This window comes from Streptomyces sp. NPDC000941 (assembly GCF_053599555.1).
In genome coordinates, this window is the sequence record NZ_JBSFMM010000012.1 from 17,644 (window position 1) to 35,512 (window position 17,869).

A 17,869-nucleotide genomic window follows, 5' to 3' on the forward strand; every position below is an offset into this window, starting at 1 on the left:
AGGCGGTACGGTGGGGCGTGAAGGATCCGGATCCGAGGTCCGAGGAGGGAGCCAGCGATGATTCTGCTCCGTCGCCTGCTGGGTGACGTGCTGCGTCGGCAGCGCCAGCGCCAGGGCCGTACCCTGCGCGAGGTGTCCTCCTCCGCCCGGGTGTCCCTCGGCTATCTCTCAGAGGTGGAGCGCGGCCAGAAGGAGGCGTCCTCCGAGCTGCTGTCCGCGATCTGCGACGCACTGGACGTCAGGATGTCCCAGGTCATGCGAGAGGTGAGCGACGAGTTGTCGCTCGCGGAGCTGGCGGAGTCGGCGGCGGCGAGCGAGAAGGTGCCCGCACCGATGCGGCCCATGCTCAATTCGGTTTCCGTGACGTCCGTGACGGGTGTCCCGGAGGAGCGGGTGACCATCAAGGCGCCTGCGGAGGCTGTGGACGTGGTCGCGGCCTGATCGCCGTGGCGCCCTGGCGCGCCGCACCCTGACAGCGAAGAGCTTTTGAGCCCCGGTCGGTAGTACACCGACCGGGGCTCGACGTTTGCCCGGTCGCGCGCGGGTGACTCTGTGGGAAGGTGGAGAGGGCCCAAAAGCCCTCAAATCACTCAAAAGGTATTCAAAAAACAGTCAACAGGTCGAAAAGGAGGAGATGGATGTCTGTGGTGAAGAGCCCGCTCTCGGAAGAGAACCTCAAGGTCGTCGGCGACGCGCTGCAGGGTGCCCTCGTTGACCTCGTCGATCTGGCGCTCGTGAGCAAGCAGGTCCATTGGACCATCGTCGGCCCGCGTTTCCGTTCGGTGCATCTGCAACTGGACGACGTTGTCAGCACCGCCAGGACGCACGCCGACACCGTCGCGGAGCGGGCCTCGGCGCTCGGGGTGCCCCCGGACGGCCGTGCCGCCACCGTGGCAGCGACCAGTGGCATCGAGACGGCCAGGACCGGCTGGACCGAGGACGGGGCTGCGGTGCGGGCCCTGGTGGCCGGCCTGGGATCCGTGATCACCCGTATGCGGGACCGCATCGAGGCCACGGCCGAACCCGATCCCGTGACGCAGGACATCCTCATCGGGCTCACGCGTGATCTGGAGAAGCACCACTGGATGTTCCAGGCGGAGAACGTCAACGGCCGCTAGCCCGGTCGCCCGGGGCGGCGGTGGTCCCCCGGTGCTGGGTACGGGGTCGGAGAGGCTGGGCAGACTTCAGGGGCGCGGGACGTCTGACACGCGCCCATGAGCCTTCCATGCGCCCTCCCGTCGTCCGTGAGCGGGCGTCTAGCGTCGGCCGAAGGAGGCAGTCGATGGCAGCCGTGGGAGGGGCCGACAACCAGCGCCGCGGACCGGTCCGGTGGGCGGTCGCGCTCGCTCTCGGCGGGGTGTGGTGGTGGGCGGTGCTGCGGCTGGCCGCGGCGCCGCAGCAGACCGGGCCGGTCGAGGGGGCGTTCACGGCGGGCGGCTGGGGGCTGAGTCTGCTGCCGGTGCACTGCGGTCCCTCCCGGGGGCGGTCGGTGCGCCGGATCGTGTCGGGGTCGCGGTCGCGGCCGGGGTCACCAGGGTCGGGGTCACCAGGGCATGGCGACGCCGCCGTTCGGGCGCAGGATCTGGCCGGTCATGAAGGATGAGGCGTCGGACGCCAGATGGAGCACGGCGTGTGCGACGTCCGTCGGTTCGCCCACCCGCCCCAGCGGAGTGCGCCGCACCATCGGCTCCTCCGCGAGACGCTGCTCCTCGTCGCTGTGGCGGTCGGTCATGGGTGTGCGAATCCACCCGGGGGCGACGGCGTTGACGCGGATGCCATGGCGGCCCACCTCGGTGGCGAGGGTCTTGGTGAGCTGGACGACGGCGGCCTTCGTGACGCCGTAGCAGAGCAGGCCGGGCGCGCCGGTGTCGATGGCGCCGGAGGCCATCGTGACGATGGTGCCGCCGGTACCCTGCTCGATCATGGCGCGGGCGGCCTCCTGGCAGCCGTACAGCACCCCCTTGAAGTTGACGGCCAGGACGCGGTCGAGGTCGGCGTCGTCCGTCTCCAGAACGGTGCTGCTGTGCATGATCCCGGCGATGTTGGCCATGATGTCGAGGGCTGTGCCGGTGCGTATGGCGGCCACCGTGGCGGCGATCTGCGCGCGGTCGGCGACATCGAGGGTGTGGGCGTGGGCGCTGCCCCCGGATGCGGTGATGTCGTCGGTTGTCCGTTGCGCGCCCTTGCCGTCCAGGTCGGCGCAGTGGACGGTCGCGCCGGCCTCGGCTAGCAGGGCGGCGCTGGCCCGGCCGATTCCGCTGGCCGCGCCGGTGACCAGTGCGGTGCGGCCGGTGAGGTCGTACGCGGTGAGGGTCATGGCGTGACCGTACGACTGGATCTGACGGGTCGTCAATTAGGTGGTCGGTCGGGCAGTTGGTCCGTCGGCCGGGACGGTCAGCCGTCGACGGTCGGGCCTGGCTGGCAGGCCGGGCACCAGTACGTGCTGCGCTCCTTGTCGGCGCGGGCCTGCTCCATGCGTACGGGCGTCCCGCAGCGCAGACAGGGCTTGCCCGCCCGGCCGTAGACCCACAGCCGGCGGTCGGCGCGCGACTCGGCCGTGGTGATGCGGGCCGGCCGGGCCTTGTTGGCCTCCAGGAGCCTTTTGGCGAGGGCCACCAGGCGCTCCGGGGACGGCACTTGGCCGATGGGCAGCCACGGGGAGACGCGCACCAGGAAACACAGCTCCGACTTGTACACATTGCCGATCCCCGCGAGGTTGCGCTGGTCGAGCAGCGCCTCGCCGAGGGGGCGGGCGGGGTCGGCGAGGAGCCGGCGCAGGGCCTCGTGCGGGTCCCAGTCGGGGCCGAGGAGATCGGGGCCGAGGTGTCCGACGGCCCGGTCCTCGTCCGTGGTGCGGAGCAGTTCGAGGACGGGGAGGCGGTAGCCGACGGCCGTGCGCTCGGTGGTGCTGAGGATGGCGCGGACCTGGTGGAGCGGGCCGCCGCGCCACCGCTCGCCGGGGTCGTAGAGATGCCAGGCGCCGTCCATCCGCAGATGGGAGTGGAGCGTCAGGCCGCCCTCCAGGCGGGTGAGCAGATGCTTTCCGCGCGCGGTGACGTCCATCACCTGGCGCCCGGCGAGGTCGACCGTGGCCAGCCGGGGGACGCGCAGGTCGCAGCCGGTGAGCGGCCGGCCCGCCAGGGCCTGGTTCAGGCGCTTGGCCGTCCGCCAGACGGTGTCTCCTTCAGGCATGGGTGCCTCCTTTCTGGCTCGGTTTTCCTCCGGGGCGCCTGAGCCCCTGTCGACGGTCGACCACGCGGCGGTAGCCGGCTGTATCGCCACGCGGCCTGCGCGCTCTCCCTTTCACGGTGTACATCAGCGCCCTCCGGCGCGGGCGGCGCGCCCCTTCGAGAGGTGCCTCCAGCATGCCGGGGTGCGGCCTGCTGGTCAGGGGCGCAGGCGCAGGCCGCGGGGGGTGGGGTGGAAGCCCGCGGCCTCCAGGGCGCGCCCCGTCGGGGAGGACAGCGCGGCCGCACCGTTGACCCGCTCCACGGTCACCGTGCCCAGGGAGCCCGCCCGCGCGGCCTGGGCCAGCGCCTCGACCGCCGCGTCGAGCCGGGTGTCGTCATACCAGGCGAGCAGCGTCTTGCCGCCTCGCTCCATGTACAGGCTCAGCTCTCCGTCGACGAGGACCACCAGGGAGCCCGCCTTCCGGCCCGGCCGGTGGGTCGCGTCCGCGGGCGGATCGGGCCAGGGGAGGGCTGCCCCGTACGCGTTGGCGGGGTCGGCCGCGGCGAGGAGGACGGCGCGGCGGGCGGGGTCGGCGGTGTCACGGGCCGTACTGACCGCGCGGAGCCGGTCGACCGCTCCGTCCATGGCGAACTGGGCGGCGCCGAGCCCTTCGACCACATAGCCGCGGCGGGCCTGGCCGCTGTCCTCGAAGGCGGACAGCACGCGATAGGCGGCGGAGAACCCGCCCTCGACACCCTCGGCGGCGACCGCGCCGCGGGTCACCACGCCGTGGCGGTCGAGGAGCGTGCGGGCCAGGGCGTGGGCGCGGTGGGTGGGCTCGGGCTCGCGCTCGGGCAGCAGCGACCAGCGGCCGGCCACGGTGGGCGGTCCGTTCCGGGAGGCGGCGGGGCGGGCGGTGAGGCTTCCGTAGCGGCCTCTGGGGACCGCGCGCCTGGCCCGGTGGGCGGTGGAGCCGGCCGTGCGGCCCGAGCCCATCAGGGCGCGCAGCGGGGCGAGGGTGTCGCCGGTGAGCCGGCCCGACCAGGCCAGGTCCCAGACGGCCTCGGCGAGCTGGGGGTCCTGGACGTCGTGTCCGGCGGCCCGGACCTGCTCGGCGATCTGCCGGAAGAACAGGCCGTAGCCCCCGGCCAGCGCGTCGAGCACGGTCTGGTGGAGGGGGCCGATCTCCAGGGGGTGCGGAGCGTGCAGCAGCAGCGGGGCGGCCTCGGCGAGGTGGAGGGTGACCCAACCGTCCTTGCCGGGCAGCGCGCCCGCCCCGGCCCATACGACCTCGCCGCTCGCGGTGAGCTCGTCCAGCATGGTGGGGGTGTAGTCGCTGACCCGGGACGGCAGGACCAGCTTCTCCAGGGCGGAGGCGGGCACCGGGGCGCCCTGCAGCTGCTCGATGGCGCGCACCAGCCCGTCGATCCCGCGCAGGCTGTGGGTGCCCAGGTGCTGCCACCGGGGGAGGAACGCGGCGAGCGCGGCCGGCGGGACGGGCTCCAGCTCATGGCGCAGCGCGGCCAGCGAGCGGCGCCGCAGCCGGCGCAGCACGGCGGCGTCGCACCACTCCTGGCTGACGCCGGCCGGGGCGAACTCGCCCTGGACGATGCGGCCGCCCGCCGCGAGGCCGTGCAGCGCCCCGTCGGTGACGGCGGTGCCCAGGCCGAAGCGGGCCGCCGCCTGGGCGGAGGTGAACGGGCCGTGGGTGCGGGCGAAACGCGCCAGGAGATCCCCGAGCGGGTCCTTGACCGGCTCGGTGAACGCCTCGGGGACCCCGACGGGCAGCGCCGTGCCCAGCGCGTCCCGCAGCCGTCCCGCGTCCTCGACGGCCGCCCAGTGGTCCTGCCCGGCGACCCGGACGCGGATGGCCCGGCGGGCGCCCGACAGATCGCGCGCCCACTGGGGATCGGCGCCGCGCTCGGCCAGCTCGGTGTCGGTCAGCGGTCCGAGGAGGCGCAGCAGGTCGGCCACGCCCTCGGCGTCCTTGACCCGGCGGTCGTCCGTGAGCCACTGCAGCTCGCGCTCCAGCTCGGCCAGGACGTCGGCGTCCAGCAGCTCGCGCAGCTCCGCCTGGCCCAGGAGCTCGGCCAGCAGCCGGGAGTCGAGGGAGAGCGCGGCGGCCCGGCGCTCGGCCAGCGGGGAGTCGCCCTCGTACAGGAACTGCGCCACATAGCCGAAGAGCAGCGAGCGGGCGAATGGGGACGGCTCCGGGGTGGTCACCTCCACCAGCCGGACCCGGCGGGACTCGAGGTCGCCCATGAGCTCGGTGAGACCGGGGACGTCGAACACGTCCTGGAGGCATTCGCGGACGGCCTCGAGCACGATCGGGAACGACCCGAACTCGCTCGCCACCTGGAGCAGATGGGCGGCCCGCTGGCGCTGCTGCCACAGCGGGGTGCGCTTGCCGGGGTTGCGGCGGGGCAGCAGCAGGGCGCGGGCGGCACATTCGCGGAACCGGGACGCGAACAGCGCCGAGCCGCCCACCTGATCCGTGACGATCTGGCCGACCTCGTCCTTGTCGAAGGCGACATCGGCCGCTCCGACGGGGGACTGCTCGAAGTCGTACTCCCTGCCCTGGGCCAGCGGATCGCCGTCCAGCAGGTCCAGGCCCATCAGGTCCGCGTCGGGCAGCCGCAGCACGATGCCGTCGTCCGCGTGCATCGCCTGCGCGTCCAGCCCGAACCGCTCGGCCAGCCGCGCGCCCAGCGCCAGCGCCCAGGGGGCGTGGACCTGCGCGCCGAAGGGGGAGTGGATGACGACGCGCCAGTCGCCCAGCTCGTCCCGGAAGCGCTCCACGACGATCGTGCGGTCGTCCGGCACATGGCCGCAGGCGCGGCGCTGCTCGTCCAGATACGCCAGGACGTTGTCCGCGGCCCAGGTGTCGAGCCCGGCGGCCAGCAGCCGCTCCCGGGCCGCCTCGGGGGTCATGCCGCCGATCTCCCGGAGGAAGGCGCCCAGCGCGCGGCCCAGCTCCAGCGGGCGGCCCAGCTGGTCGCCCTTCCAGAACGGGAGGCGGCCGGGGACCCCGGGGGCGGGGGTGACCACGACCCGGTCGCGGGTGATGTCCTCGATCCGCCACGAGGTGGTGCCGAGGGTGAACACATCGCCCACCCGCGACTCGTAGACCATCTCCTCGTCGAGCTCGCCGACCCTGCCCCCGCCCTTCTTCGGGTCCGAGCCCGCCAGGAAGACCCCGAACAGCCCGCGGTCGGGGATCGTGCCGCCCGAGGTGACGGCCAGCCGCTGCGCCCCCGGGCGGCCGGTGACCGTGCCCGCCACGCGGTCCCACACCAGACGCGGCCGCAACTCCGCGAAGGCGTCGGACGGATAGCGGCCCGCCAGCATGTCCAGGACCGAGATGTAGGCGGACTCGGGGAGCGCGGCGAACGGGGCGGCGCGGCGGACCAGGGCCAGCAGCTCGTCCACGTCCCAGGTGTCCACGGCCGTCATGGCGACGAGCTGCTGGGCCAGCACGTCCAGCGGGTTGGCGGGCACGCGCAGCGACTCGATGGCCCCCTCGCGCATCCGCTCGGTGACCACCGCCGCCTGCACCAGGTCGCCGCGGTACTTGGGGAAGACCACGCCGGTGGAGACCGCGCCCACTTGGTGGCCGGCGCGGCCCACGCGCTGCAGCCCGGAGGCCACCGAGGGCGGCGACTCGACCTGGACGACGAGGTCCACCGCGCCCATGTCGATGCCCAGCTCCAGGCTGGAGGTGGCCACCACGGCGGGCAGCCGGCCTGCTTTCAGGTCCTCCTCCACCAGCGCCCGCTGCTCCTTGGACACCGAGCCGTGGTGCGCGCGGGCCAGCAGCGCGGGTGCTCCCCTGGCCGCCCCCGACTCGGCCATCAGCTCGGCCGGTGAGTGGTCCTCGGGAAGTGCCTCGCCCGTGGCCCGCTCGTACGCGATCTCGTTGAGCCGGTTGCACAGCCGCTCGGCGAGGCGGCGGGAGTTGGCGAAGACGATCGTCGAGCGGTGGGCCTGCACCAGATCGGCGATCCGCTCCTCCACATGGGGCCAGATCGACGGCTTCTCGCCCGTACTTCCGTCACTCCCGTCCTGTACGGGGGAGCCGCCCAGCTCGCCCAGGTCCTCGACCGGGACCACCACCGACAGGTCGAACTCCTTGCCCGAGGGCGGCTGGACGATCTCCACCCTGCGCCGCGGCGACAGAAAGCGCGCCACCTCGTCCACCGGCCGCACGGTCGCCGAGAGGCCGATCCTCCGGGCCGGGCGGTTCAGCAGCTCGTCGAGCCGCTCCAGGGAGAGCGCGAGATGCGCGCCCCGCTTGGTCCCGGCGACGGCGTGCACCTCGTCCAGGATCACCGTCTCCACACCGCGCAGCGCCTCCCGCGCGGAGGAGGTGAGCATCAGGAACAGCGACTCGGGGGTGGTGATGAGGATGTCCGGCGGGCGGCTGACCAGGGCGCGGCGCTCGGCGGCCGGGGTGTCGCCGGAGCGGACGCCCACCCGGATCTCCGGCTCGGGCAGCCCGAGCCGCACGGACTCCTGGCGGATGCCGGTGAGCGGGCTGCGGAGGTTGCGCTCGACGTCCACCGCCAGGGCCTTGAGCGGCGAGATGTACAGCACCCGGCAGCGCCGCCGGGCCTCGGCCGGCGGGGGCGCGCTGGCCAGCCGGTCGAGCGCGGCGAGAAACGCGGCCAGGGTCTTGCCCGAGCCGGTGGGGGCCACGACCAGCACGTCCGATCCCTCACCGATCGCCCGCCAGGCGCCCTCCTGCGCGGGCGTGGGCGCGATGAAGGCACCCGCGAACCAACCGCGGGTGGCGGGGGAGAAACCGTCGAGTGCTGGGCCTGCCATGTCCTCCATCGTGCACCGGGCCACTGACAACGGGCGGACCCGCAGGTCATGGCCCTGGGCGGCGTCGCACAATGGCTCCATGGACACCAGTCGGGCGGGGGAGCGGACAGGGGAGTGGGCACGGCACTGGCGCTGGACCGCGCTGCCGGGGCTCGACCTGCTGCGGGCCCGCTATGTGCGCCACACCTTTCCCCTGCACTCCCACGACGGGTATGTGTTCGGGGCGGTCACCCGCGGGGTAGAGGAGGTCGGGCTGCCGGGCGGCACCGAGCGGGCCGGCCCCGGAACGGTCGTCATGATCAACCCGGAGGTGCCGCACACCGCGCGCGCCGGGGTGCCGGAGGGCTGGGCCTACGCCACGCTCTATCCGTCCGCGTCGGTGATCGCCGAGATCGCGGCCGAGACCACCACGGTCCGCGGCACCGTCGGGTTCGCCGAGCCCATGGTCGAGACCCCGCACGCCGCGCACCTCATCAGCGAGGTGCACCGGGCGGCCGAGGAGGGCGACGCGCTCGCCGCCGACAGCCTGCTGCGCGTCGTCGTCGCCCACCTGCTGCGCCACCACGGCGGCCCGCTCCCCGCGTGTACGGCGCGCAGCGCGGGAGCGCGAACGGCGGCGCGCGCCCGCGAGCTCCTCGAGGAGCGGATGGCGGATCCGCCGACCCTAGAGCAACTGGCGGCCGAGCTCGGCACGGGCCCCTTCGCCCTGCTGCGCGCCTTTCGCGCCGCCTACGGCATGCCGCCGCACACCTGGCTGACCGACACCCGGGTGCGCCGGGCCCGCCGCCTCCTGGAGGGCGGTGCCGCGCCCGCCGAGGCCGCCGCGGCCGTCGGCTTCACCGACCAGCCCCATTTGAACCGTCACTTCACCCGGATCGTCGGAGTGCCGCCCGGCGCCTACCGGCGCGAGCGCGCCGCCGACCGGCTGAGGAGCGCGGCCGGGCCGTAGGCGAAGCGCTCGTCGAAGGACCCGGCGTCGAGGTGGTCGCGGAGGTGAACCGGGCACTCGCCCATGCGTGTGGGGTGCAAGAACGTACAAGACCGGGCGCCGTCCGGTCTCCTACTGTGCGGGGTGTGCCAGAACAGATCGAGATACGTACCGGCTCCGAGGCCCGCTCCGGGCCCGGCAGCGGCGCTGAACCCAAGGCGAGCGCGGCCGTGGTCCGCGACGCGCTGGGGGTGGGGGTCGCGGTCGGGCTCTCCGGATTCGCCTTCGGTGTGACATCGGCGGGCGCCGGCCTCAGCGTCCTGCAGACCTGTGCGCTCAGCCTCCTCGTCTTCACCGGCGCCTCGCAGTTCGCCCTCGTCGGCGCGCTGGCGGCGGGCGGCAATCCGTTCACCGCGGCCGCGGGCGCGTTCTTCCTGGGGGTGCGTAACTCGTTCTACGGGCTGCGGCTGTCCGGCCTCCTCGGTCTGCCCCGGTCGGTACGCCCCCTGGCCGCCCACTGGGTCATCGACGAGACCTCCGCCGTCGCCCTCGCGCAGCCCGACCGGCGCACCGCGCGGCTCGGCTTCACCGTCACCGGCCTGAGCCTGTACACCCTGTGGAACCTGACCACGCTGGTCGGCGCCCTCGGGGCATCCGCGCTCGGCGACACCGCGGCGTGGGGCCTGGACGCCGCTGGCCCGGCCGTCTTCCTCGCTCTGCTGGCCCCCATGCTCCGCGGCACGGTCGAGCGGGCCGCGGCCGGTCTCGGGGTGCTGCTCGTCCTCGGCTGTCTGCCGCTGCTGCCCGCCGGTGTGCCGGTTCTGGTGGCGGCGCTCGCCGCGCCCGCAGTCCTCGCCGTACACGGCCTGCGCGCCCGGGGCTCCACCGGGGAGGGCGGGGTCCGTTGAGCACCTGGATCGCCATCGGCGTCACCGCGGCCGGGTGCTACCTGGCCAAACTGCTGGGCCTGTCGGTGCCCGCCGGGGCCCTGGAACGCCCCGCCGTCCGCCGCCTCGCCGCGCTGCTCCCCGTCGCGCTGCTGGCCGCCCTCACGGCCCAGCAGACCTTCGGCGACGGGCAGCACCTGGTCCTCGACGCGCGGGCCGCGGGGCTCGCCGCGGCGGCGGTCGCCCTGGTGCTGCGCGCTCCCTTTCTGGTGGTGGTCGCCGTCGCTGTGGTCGTCACCGCGGGCGTACGGGCCCTTTAGCCGAGCGCGCGGCCGTACGCGCGCAGCGTCAGCAGGGCCTCGATGGTCACGATCGGCCGCCCTTCCAGGGCCGCCCCGGGCGCCCACGGGCGCCGGCGCAGCGGCCAGCCGCCGTCCTCGCCCTGGGAGTCCGCGAGGAAGTCCAGCGACCGCTCGACCTCGGCGTCGGTGAACCACGGGCGGGCCGCGGAGTCGGGGGTGCGCGCCACCTCGTATACGAGGACCCGCTCGCCGCCCGGTGCGAGGACCCGCTCGCCGCCCCGTACGGGGGCCCGCTCGCCCCGGGCGCGGCCCTCCGGCAGCGGGTGGTCCTCGGCGCGGTCGGGGTCCAGCACCACCAGCCCCTGTTTGCGCACCCGCCGGCCGAGCCGTTCCGCCGCCGCCAGCGCGCGGGGGCGGTCGGGCGCGCTGTCGAGGAAGGCGACGGCCGCCAGCACCTCGTGCGGCCGGGGCGCCACGCCCTCCTCCAGCGCCGCGACCGCCGCCCAGCAGAAATCCGTCGCCCGGAACAGCCACGCGTGCCACACGTCGTTGCGGTGCAGCAGCCCCACTACCGGACCGGTCGCGAGCAGATCGCCGGCCGAGCCGTCCGCCATGGGGTTCCAGGAGGCCACCGCGGCGCCGGGCGGCGCGGGGCGGTGCGCCGGGAGCGCGCCGTCAGGGGTGGTGATCTCCGTCAGATAGCGGCACAGCAGTTCCATGCGCCGTCCCCCGCAGCGCCCGATCCCGTCCAGGACGCGCAGCGCGTGCGCGGCGTGCTGCGGGCGGCTGTGCGGGCCGCGCAGCTCCGGCTCCAGAGCGTGGCCGTAGCCCCCGTCGTCACCCAGGTACGCGGCCAGCGCGGTCTCGACCGGGTCGGCGCCGCCGCCCAGGAAGTGGTAAGCGAATCTGCGCTGCTCGAGCACCCGGGCGGTCAGCCACACGAACTGCTCGGCGCGGGCCAGTGGGGAGGAGGGGACTGCTGCGGATCGGTCCATGGGCCGACCGTAGGCCGGAAAGAGCTGTCGCACGGCGGCTCGCGTCCGACTGCACTCCCAGGAGCGCGATACTGTTCGCATGCGGTTGACGGACTTCTGGCAGCGGATGGCGGACTACTTCGGTGAGGGGTATGCGGACTCCTTCGCGCGCGATCATGTGATGTCCGAGCTCGGCGGCCGGACCGTGCACCAGGCGCTGGACGCCGGCTGGGAGACCAAGGACGTCTGGCGCGGGGTGTGCGCCGCCCTGGCGATTCCGGCCGACAGGCGCTGAGTGGCCGCCGGGCCCGTGAGCCCGGAGTTCGCGGGGTGGCCGGATATCTTTCACCGATGTACGCCACACTTGCTCAGTGGCCCCAGCAGAAGAGACCCTCCCGCCCGACGCCGACGGCGTCCCCGCCGGCCCCCAGGCTGACGCCGCCCGCGAGGCGCGGCCCGGCGCGGCCATGCCGCGCTGGCTGCCGCGCGCCATGGTGCTCGCGCTCGCCCTGGTGGCTTGTTATCGCCTGGCCACCTGGGCCTTCGACCAGCTGACCGGACTGCTCCTCAACATCCTGATCGCGTTCTTCCTCGCGCTCGCCATCGAACCGGCCGTGGACCGGATGGCCTCGCGCGGAGTGCGCCGGGGGGTGGCCACCGGGCTGGTCTTCCTCGGCATCCTGATCGGCGTCGCTGGGTTCTTCACCCTGCTCGGCTCGATGCTCGCCGACCAGATCATGACCATGGTCGAGGACTTCCCGAAGTATCTGGACCAGTTGGTCGTCTGGGTCAACGAGACCTTCCACACCGAGCTGTCGCGGGTCGAGATACAGGACAGCGTGCTCCACTCGGACTGGCTGCAGAGCTACGTCAGGAACAGCGCGAACAATGTGCTGGACGTCTCCGCGCAGGTCCTCGGGGGGCTCTTCAGGGTCCTGACGGTGACCCTCTTCGCCTTCTACTTCGCCGCCGACGGCCCCCGGCTGCGCCGCGCGCTGTGCTCGGTCCTGCCGCCGACCCGGCAGGCCGAGGTGTTGCGCGCCTGGGAGATCGCGGTCGCCAAGACCGGCGGCTACATCTACTCGCGCGGCCTGATGGCGCTGATCTCCGGCGTGGCGCACTACGTCCTGCTGGAGTGGCTGGGCGTGCCCTACGCCCCGGCGCTGGCCGTCTGGGTGGGGCTGATCTCCCAGTTCATCCCGACCATCGGCACCTATCTGGCGGGCGCCCTGCCGATGCTGATCGCGTTCACCGTCGAGCCCTGGTACGCGCTGTGGGTGCTGATCTTCGTCGTGGTCTACCAGCAGTTCGAGAACTACCTGCTGCAGCCGCGCATCACCGCCAGGACCGTGGACATCCACCCGGCCGTCTCGTTCGGCTCGGTGATCGCGGGCACCGCGCTGCTCGGCGCGGTGGGCGCGCTGATCGCGATCCCGGCGACCGCGACGCTGCAGGCGTTCCTCGGCGCGTACATCAAGCGGTACGACGTGGCGGACGACCTGCGGGTCCAGGGCCGGACGCGGCGGCGGGGCGGCATGTCGGCCCTCGCGCGGGTGCGGGACTCGCTGAAGCGGCGTAGTTGACACAAAAATCGAACATCCATTCTCATGGTGGATCTCGCCTGAGTTATCCACAGGTGGAGGACGTCCGGGCCGCTTGTCAGTGGCAGGGGTTAGCGTCGTGGACGTGAAGCGATCGACTCAAGCAAACCGGGTGGAACCCATGGCAGGAACCGACCGCGAGAAGGCGCTCGACGCCGCGCTCGCACAGATTGAACGGCAATTCGGCAAAGGCGCAGTGATGCGCATGGGCGAGCGGCCGAACGAGCCGATCGAGGTGATTCCCACCGGATCGACCGCGCTCGACGTCGCCCTCGGCGTCGGCGGCCTGCCGCGCGGCCGTGTGGTGGAGGTCTTCGGGCCCGAGTCCTCCGGTAAGACCACCCTGACCCTCCACGCGGTGGCGAACGCGCAGCGGGCCGGCGGCGCGGTCGCGTTCGTGGACGCGGAGCACGCCCTCGACCCGGACTACGCGCAGAAGCTGGGCGTGGACACCGACTCCCTCATCCTGTCCCAGCCGGACAACGGCGAGCAGGCGCTCGAGATTGTCGACATGCTGGTCCGCTCCGGCGCGCTCGACCTCATCGTCATCGACTCCGTCGCCGCCCTGGTGCCGCGGGCGGAGATCGAGGGCGAGATGGGCGACTCCCACGTCGGTCTGCAGGCCCGGCTGATGAGCCAGGCGCTCCGTAAGATCACCAGCGCGCTCAACCAGTCCAAGACCACCGCGATCTTCATCAACCAGCTTCGCGAGAAGATCGGCGTCATGTTCGGCTCCCCCGAGACGACGACCGGTGGCCGGGCGCTGAAGTTCTACGCCTCGGTGCGCCTGGACATCCGCCGCATCGAAACCCTCAAGGACGGCACTGACGCGGTCGGCAACCGCACCCGCGTCAAGGTCGTCAAGAACAAGGTCGCGCCGCCCTTCAAGCAGGCCGAGTTCGACATCCTCTACGGCCAGGGCATCAGCCGCGAGGGCGGCCTGCTCGACATGGGCGTCGAGCACGGCTTCGTCCGCAAGTCCGGCGCTTGGTACACCTACGAGGGCGACCAACTCGGCCAGGGCAAGGAGAACTCCCGGAACTTCCTGAAGGACAACCCCGACCTCGCCAACGAGATCGAGCGGAAGATCAAGGAAAAGCTGGGCATCGGCGTCAAGAAAGAGGAGCCGACCGCTGAGCCCGGCGCCGACGCGGCCGCCCCGGCAGCGGCCACCGCTGCGCCGGTGAAGGCGGCGCCCGCCACGGCGGCCAAGGCCGGGACGAAGGCGGCCAAGACCGCCGCGGCCAAGAGCTGACCGTGACGCGGCGGACCGACTGGCCTGACGGCCAAGGCCGTCCGGTCGGCACGGACAGCGGCGGCCCCTCCTCGTCGAGGGCCGAGCAGGGGCCGCCGCGCAGCCCGGAGGAGCAGGCGCGGGCAATCTGTCTGCGCCTGCTCACCGGGACCCCGCGCACCCGAAGACAGCTCGCGGACGCGCTGCGGACCCGTGGCATCCCCGACGAGGTGGCGCAGGAGGTGCTGTCCCGGTTCGAGGACGTCGGGCTGATCGACGACGCGGCGTTCGCGGACGCCTGGGTGGAGTCCCGCCACCACAGCCGGGGCCTCGCCCGCCGGGCGCTCGCGCGTGAGCTGCGCACCAAGGGCGTGGACTCGGCCCTGATCGACGAGGCCGTGGGGCAGCTCGACGCCGAGCAGGAGGAGCACACGGCCCGTGAGCTGGTCGAGCGCAAGCTGAGGGCCACCCGCGGCCTCGACCGGGAGAAGAGGCTGCGCCGCCTGGCCGGGATGCTCGCGCGCAAGGGCTATCCGGAGGGGGTGGCGCTGCGGGTGGTGCGGCGTGCGTTGGAAGAAGAGGGGGAGGACCCGGAGTTGCTGGAGCGGCATCTGCCCGATGCCTAGTGAGCCCGGCCGGCCCAGAGCCCGGTGACCAGTGCCCGGCTCACCGTCCAGTCCACCGCGGCCCCTGCGCCGATGGGCCCGGCTGTTGGCCAGCCCCCGAGCAGCTTCCGGGGGCGGGACGTTCGAGGGAGCGGGGGGTCAGGAGCAGGGGCTCAGGAGTGCGGGCTTACCGGCAGGCCCGCCGTGCGCCAGGCCTGGAACCCGCCCACCAGGTCCGTGGCGCGGGACAGCCCGAGCTGCCGCAGCGAGACCGCCGCGAGGCTTGACGCGTACCCCTCGTTGCACACCACCACGATCCGCAGATCGTGGTCCGTGGCCTCGGGCAGCCGGTGGTCGCACAGCGGGTCGAGCCGCCATTCCAGTTCGTTCCGCTCGACGATCAGCGCGCCTGGGATGATCCCATCGCGCTCCCGCAGCTCGGCGTACCGTATGTCCACCAGCAGCCCGCCCTCGGCGTGCGCCGCCGCAGCCTCCGCGGGGCCGAGGCGGTCGAGGCCGGCGCGGGCCTCGGCCAGCAGTTCGTCGATGCTCCGCTTTGTGCTCATCAGTTCACTCCCACTCGCCCGGCAGCTCGATCTGCTCCAGCCGCAGCACCTGTCCGGTGCGGCTGTAGCGGCGCATCAGGGGCAGCGGCGGGTAGTAGGCGTGCACCGATACCGCATGCCGCTCCGTGGAGGTGTTGATCACCTCGTGGACGTGGTGCGGACCGAAGGCGCGCCCCTGTCCGGCGGGCAGCCGCCGCTCACGGTCGACGTCGTCGGCCAGCTCGAGGGTCTTCCAGCCCTCGGTGGGCAGGCGCGCGGCGAGCGACAGCTCTTGCAGCTCACCGGCCGCCGCGACGAAGGCGCCGTGCGAGCCGCCGTGGTCATGCCAGCCGGTGCCGGTGCCGGGAGGCCAGCCGATCAGCCACGCCTCGCTGCCGCCGGGCCCGTCGAGCCGCAGCCAGGTGCGGCCCTCCGGGTCGAGGGGGAGCGAGTCGACGAGCGCGGTGTCGGCGGCCGTACGGCGGGCGAATGTGAGGAGTTCGGCCGGGCTTGGCGCGGTGTCGGCAGAGGTCCCGGCGGGCGCCGAGGGCCGGGTGGGGGAGGAAGTGCGTACGTCGGGCACTGAGACCGTCCTGAGTGATCGCGAAGGGGCGCGACCCGAGCCGCGCAAGGAAAAGGCTGATCAACAGGAGGGTCGACAGACGCAGCCCGCATAGCGGACGAGGTCCACATGGACCCTCCGCCAGAAGCGAGGCAGCCGAGCGTCAGTCACAGGGCGTACTCAACCACGGGCCGAAAACCAAGGTCAACTACTGCTGTCCACTCCTCGGACGCACTCGCCGCGCGCACCGTCGTACACGCCGCCGCACACCTCACCGCGCATGCCGTGCGCGCGGTCCTATCGGTGCGCCGTCGCCTCCGGCTCCGCCTCCGCCGATGACCCCTCAGCCGCGCTGCCTCGCGCTGCCTTCCCGCCCAGCGCCGCGTCCGCGCACGCGTACAGCTCGGCCGGGCGCACCCCGGACAGCGCCGCGACCAGATGCCCGTCGGGCCGCACCAGCAGCACGGTGTGGGCCGGGGCCCCGGGGTACTCCTCGGCGACCAGCAGCTCGGCCCGCACCGGCAGCGCCGCGACCGCCGCCGCCAGCCGTGGCATCAGTCCCGCGCGCAGCCAGTGGCGGCGGTCCCACACCCCCGTCCCGGGGGCGACGAGGACCACCAGCAACTCCCGCCCCAGCCGCGCCCGCAGCCGGGTGAGCGATCCGTCCGACGCGGTCACGGGCACATCTGCGGCGGGCGCGCCGATCTCGGTGTCGACCGTGACCGAGCCCTCGGGGGCCGCCGCGGGCATCAGGGGCGAGCGGCCGTAGACCGGCGGCTCGCCCAGCGGGCCACGCCCCAGGTGACCGTCGGTCAGCAGCGCGTCGTGCGTGCGCACCGCGCCGGGCAGTACGGAGCGCCGCACCGCATGCCAGCCGCCGGAGGCCCGCACCAGGGGCAGCGCCTGGTCCGCGGCGCGCAGCCGGGCGCTCACCGCGCCGCGCCGCTCGGCCTGATAGCTGTCGAGCAGCGCGTCCGTCGCCCCGTGGTGCCAGGCGAGGGCCAGCTTCCAGGAGAGGTTGGCGACGTCGCGCAGCCCCTCGTCCAGCCCCTGGGTGCCCAGTGCGCCGAGCAGATGGGCGGCGTCCCCGGCGAGGAAGGCGCGGCCGACGCGCCAGCGGCGCGCGAGCCGGTGGTGCACGGTGTGTACGCCGGTGTCCAGAAGCTCGTAGGGGGGCGCGGGGTCCCCGCACCACCCCGTGAGGGTGTCGTGCACCCGCGCGAGCAGCGCCTCCGGTGTGACCAGGTCCCGGCCCGGCGGCAGCAGCCAGTCCAGCCGCCAGACGCCGCGCGGCAGCGGGCGGGCGGTCACCTCCGTGTCGACGGTGCGCCACGGCGGTGAGCGGTGCAGTACGGCCTCGCCGGGCCAGGGGAGCTCGGCGCGCAGCGCGGCGACCGCGTGCCGCTCCACCGCGGTGCGGCCCGGGAAGCGCACGCCCAGGAGCTTGCGGACGGTGGACCGCGGCCCGTCGCAGCCGATCAGAAAGCTGCCCCGCCACCAGGTGCTCTGGGCGCCCCGGGTGTGGATGCTGACGCCCCGGGCGTCCTGTTCCAGGGTGTCGAGACGGGTGCCCGAGATGATCCGTACCAGGTTCTCCCCGGGGACGGTGGCCAGCGCGGTGCGCAGGGCGCGGGTGAGCTCGTGCTGGGGCAGATGCAGCGGCGAGGCCAACTCTGACTCGGCTGCCTCCGCCGCCTCCTCCGCCTCGTCGCCCTCCGGCCCGCTGCTGAAGCCGGCGCTGAAGCCGCCCAGGCCGCCCTCCTGGCCGCCCGGGCCGTTCTCACGGACCTGGCCGCCGTCACGGACGTAGCCGACGTCATAGCCGAGGCTGTCGGGGCCGTCGTGGCCGCCTGCCGGGCCCAGGGGGAACAGCCCGCCGGGCACCAGGATCAGCTGCCGGACCATCTGCCGCCGCCGCATCGTGCGCCAGCCGGTCCACGGCACGGCCGCCTGGCCGGCCCGGAAGCCCAGCCCCTCCAGCAGGGCGGCGGTGTCCGGGCGCAGCACGGCCGTACGGGCGCGGCGGCGCTCGTCGTCGCCCGAGCTCTCGTCGAGCAGGATGACGGGCACCTCGGCGCGCGCGAGCGCGAGGGCCAGGGCGAGGCCGACCGGGCCCGCCCCGGCGATGATCACCGGGTCCACGGCGCGGTTCCTGTGACCCTGCGGGACGTACGTGAGTTGAGGAAACTGGCAGTTGAAACCCGGTGCGCGATCACACAAAGTATGCAACCCACTG

At 73.7% G+C, this 17,869-nt stretch carries 17 protein-coding genes and 1 pseudogene; 10 read left to right on the top strand and 8 right to left on the bottom strand.

The window, feature by feature from the left end; translation table 11 throughout:
* The first annotated feature begins 57 nt into the window (after window positions 1-57).
* From ACWDSL_RS06905 to ACWDSL_RS06915, 3 genes are all read left to right on the top strand, one after another.
* The gene (locus tag ACWDSL_RS06905; protein ID WP_014175948.1) at window positions 58-441 is read left to right on the top strand and encodes a helix-turn-helix domain-containing protein; all 384 of its coding nucleotides are present in this window, start codon (window positions 58-60) and stop codon (window positions 439-441) included.
* Window positions 442-638: 197 nt separating this feature from the next.
* Complete coding sequence (locus ACWDSL_RS06910; RefSeq protein ID WP_450482469.1) at window positions 639-1,118, top strand: Dps family protein; 480 nt, start codon at window positions 639-641, stop codon at window positions 1,116-1,118.
* A 164-nt stretch (window positions 1,119-1,282) separates the two neighbouring features.
* A complete protein-coding gene (locus tag ACWDSL_RS06915; RefSeq protein WP_450482471.1) occupies window positions 1,283-1,603 on the top strand; it encodes a hypothetical protein in 321 nt (106 codons plus the stop codon).
* Here the strand turns inward: ACWDSL_RS06915 and ACWDSL_RS06920 are convergent.
* The 3 genes from ACWDSL_RS06920 to ACWDSL_RS06930 all read right to left on the bottom strand — a co-directional run bounded on the left by ACWDSL_RS06920 (window position 1,544) and on the right by ACWDSL_RS06930 (window position 7,995).
* The gene (locus tag ACWDSL_RS06920; protein WP_450482473.1) at window positions 1,544-2,317 is read right to left on the bottom strand and encodes an SDR family NAD(P)-dependent oxidoreductase; all 774 of its coding nucleotides are present in this window, start codon (window positions 2,315-2,317) and stop codon (window positions 1,544-1,546) included. The two genes, ACWDSL_RS06915 and ACWDSL_RS06920, sit on opposite strands and share 60 nt — an antisense overlap.
* A gap of 77 nt (window positions 2,318-2,394) precedes the next feature.
* Window positions 2,395-3,192, bottom strand: a complete 798-nt coding sequence (locus ACWDSL_RS06925; protein ID WP_450482475.1) for an Fpg/Nei family DNA glycosylase — start codon at window positions 3,190-3,192, stop codon at window positions 2,395-2,397.
* A gap of 195 nt (window positions 3,193-3,387) precedes the next feature.
* Window positions 3,388-7,995, bottom strand: coding sequence for an ATP-dependent helicase (locus tag ACWDSL_RS06930; protein ID WP_450482477.1), 4,608 nt, complete (start codon window positions 7,993-7,995; stop codon window positions 3,388-3,390).
* 79 nt (window positions 7,996-8,074) lie between these two features.
* Between ACWDSL_RS06930 and ACWDSL_RS06935 the strand changes: the two genes are divergently transcribed.
* The 3 genes from ACWDSL_RS06935 to ACWDSL_RS06945 all read left to right on the top strand — a co-directional run bounded on the left by ACWDSL_RS06935 (window position 8,075) and on the right by ACWDSL_RS06945 (window position 10,130).
* Window positions 8,075-8,944 carry an AraC family transcriptional regulator gene (locus ACWDSL_RS06935; protein ID WP_450482479.1) on the top strand — a complete coding sequence of 290 codons (870 nt, stop codon included), beginning with the start codon at window positions 8,075-8,077 and terminating at the stop codon, window positions 8,942-8,944.
* 143 nt (window positions 8,945-9,087) lie between these two features.
* Entirely contained in the window at window positions 9,088-9,831 is a 744-nt protein-coding gene (locus tag ACWDSL_RS06940; protein ID WP_450482580.1) for an AzlC family ABC transporter permease, read from the top strand.
* A complete protein-coding gene (locus tag ACWDSL_RS06945) occupies window positions 9,828-10,130 on the top strand; it encodes an AzlD domain-containing protein (RefSeq protein WP_450482481.1) in 303 nt (100 codons plus the stop codon). The genes ACWDSL_RS06940 and ACWDSL_RS06945 overlap by 4 nt, the downstream gene beginning before the upstream one ends.
* On the opposite strand, the gene ACWDSL_RS06950 is transcribed toward ACWDSL_RS06945, so the two are convergent.
* Complete coding sequence (locus ACWDSL_RS06950; protein WP_450482483.1) at window positions 10,127-11,107, bottom strand: hypothetical protein; 981 nt, start codon at window positions 11,105-11,107, stop codon at window positions 10,127-10,129. The two genes, ACWDSL_RS06945 and ACWDSL_RS06950, sit on opposite strands and share 4 nt — an antisense overlap.
* Before the next feature lie 79 nt (window positions 11,108-11,186).
* On the opposite strand from ACWDSL_RS06950, the gene ACWDSL_RS06955 reads away from it, so the two are divergent.
* The 4 genes and pseudogenes from ACWDSL_RS06955 to recX all read left to right on the top strand — a co-directional run.
* Entirely contained in the window at window positions 11,187-11,381 is a 195-nt protein-coding gene (locus tag ACWDSL_RS06955) for a DUF3046 domain-containing protein (protein WP_450482485.1), read from the top strand.
* 76 nt (window positions 11,382-11,457) lie between these two features.
* On the top strand, window positions 11,458-12,669 hold the full coding sequence (locus tag ACWDSL_RS06960; protein ID WP_450482487.1) for an AI-2E family transporter: 1,212 nt from the start codon (window positions 11,458-11,460) through the stop codon (window positions 12,667-12,669).
* 139 nt (window positions 12,670-12,808) lie between these two features.
* Window positions 12,809-13,942, top strand: coding sequence for a recombinase RecA (recA, locus tag ACWDSL_RS06965; protein WP_450482489.1), 1,134 nt, complete (start codon window positions 12,809-12,811; stop codon window positions 13,940-13,942).
* Window positions 13,840-14,547: pseudogene (recX, locus tag ACWDSL_RS06970) on the top strand (recombination regulator RecX); the annotation flags it as partial. The gene recA and the pseudogene recX, both read left to right, overlap by 103 nt.
* A gap of 152 nt (window positions 14,548-14,699) precedes the next feature.
* Here the strand turns inward: recX and ACWDSL_RS06975 are convergent.
* The 4 genes from ACWDSL_RS06975 to ACWDSL_RS06990 all read right to left on the bottom strand — a co-directional run bounded on the left by ACWDSL_RS06975 (window position 14,700) and on the right by ACWDSL_RS06990 (window position 17,775).
* Window positions 14,700-15,092, bottom strand: coding sequence for a rhodanese-like domain-containing protein (locus tag ACWDSL_RS06975; RefSeq protein WP_450482491.1), 393 nt, complete (start codon window positions 15,090-15,092; stop codon window positions 14,700-14,702).
* 4 nt (window positions 15,093-15,096) lie between these two features.
* Window positions 15,097-15,654 carry a cysteine dioxygenase gene (locus tag ACWDSL_RS06980; protein ID WP_450482493.1) on the bottom strand — a complete coding sequence of 186 codons (558 nt, stop codon included), beginning with the start codon at window positions 15,652-15,654 and terminating at the stop codon, window positions 15,097-15,099.
* Between the two features lie 60 nt (window positions 15,655-15,714).
* Window positions 15,715-15,804, bottom strand: coding sequence for a putative leader peptide (locus ACWDSL_RS06985; RefSeq protein ID WP_358644245.1), 90 nt, complete (start codon window positions 15,802-15,804; stop codon window positions 15,715-15,717).
* A gap of 126 nt (window positions 15,805-15,930) precedes the next feature.
* A complete protein-coding gene (locus ACWDSL_RS06990; protein WP_450482495.1) occupies window positions 15,931-17,775 on the bottom strand; it encodes an FAD-dependent monooxygenase in 1,845 nt (614 codons plus the stop codon).
* Between the last annotated feature and the right edge of the window lie 94 nt (window positions 17,776-17,869).

Bases quoted from the DNA above. Each gene is read 5' to 3' on its own strand.
- ACWDSL_RS06905 (WP_014175948.1), top strand. From the start codon at position 58: ATGATTCTGCTCCGTCGCCTGCTGGGTGACGTGCTGCGTCGGCAGCGC.
- ACWDSL_RS06910 (WP_450482469.1), top strand. From the start codon at position 639: ATGTCTGTGGTGAAGAGCCCGCTCTCGGAAGAGAACCTCAAGGTCGTC.
- ACWDSL_RS06915 (WP_450482471.1), top strand. From the start codon at position 1,283: ATGGCAGCCGTGGGAGGGGCCGACAACCAGCGCCGCGGACCGGTCCGG.
- ACWDSL_RS06920 (WP_450482473.1), bottom strand. From the start codon at position 2,317: ATGACCCTCACCGCGTACGACCTCACCGGCCGCACCGCACTGGTCACC.
- ACWDSL_RS06925 (WP_450482475.1), bottom strand. From the start codon at position 3,192: ATGCCTGAAGGAGACACCGTCTGGCGGACGGCCAAGCGCCTGAACCAG.
- ACWDSL_RS06930 (WP_450482477.1), bottom strand. From the start codon at position 7,995: ATGGCAGGCCCAGCACTCGACGGTTTCTCCCCCGCCACCCGCGGTTGG.
- ACWDSL_RS06935 (WP_450482479.1), top strand. From the start codon at position 8,075: ATGGACACCAGTCGGGCGGGGGAGCGGACAGGGGAGTGGGCACGGCAC.
- ACWDSL_RS06950 (WP_450482483.1), bottom strand. From the start codon at position 11,107: ATGGACCGATCCGCAGCAGTCCCCTCCTCCCCACTGGCCCGCGCCGAG.
- ACWDSL_RS06955 (WP_450482485.1), top strand. From the start codon at position 11,187: ATGCGGTTGACGGACTTCTGGCAGCGGATGGCGGACTACTTCGGTGAG.
- recA (WP_450482489.1), top strand. From the start codon at position 12,809: ATGGCAGGAACCGACCGCGAGAAGGCGCTCGACGCCGCGCTCGCACAG.
- ACWDSL_RS06975 (WP_450482491.1), bottom strand. From the start codon at position 15,092: ATGAGCACAAAGCGGAGCATCGACGAACTGCTGGCCGAGGCCCGCGCC.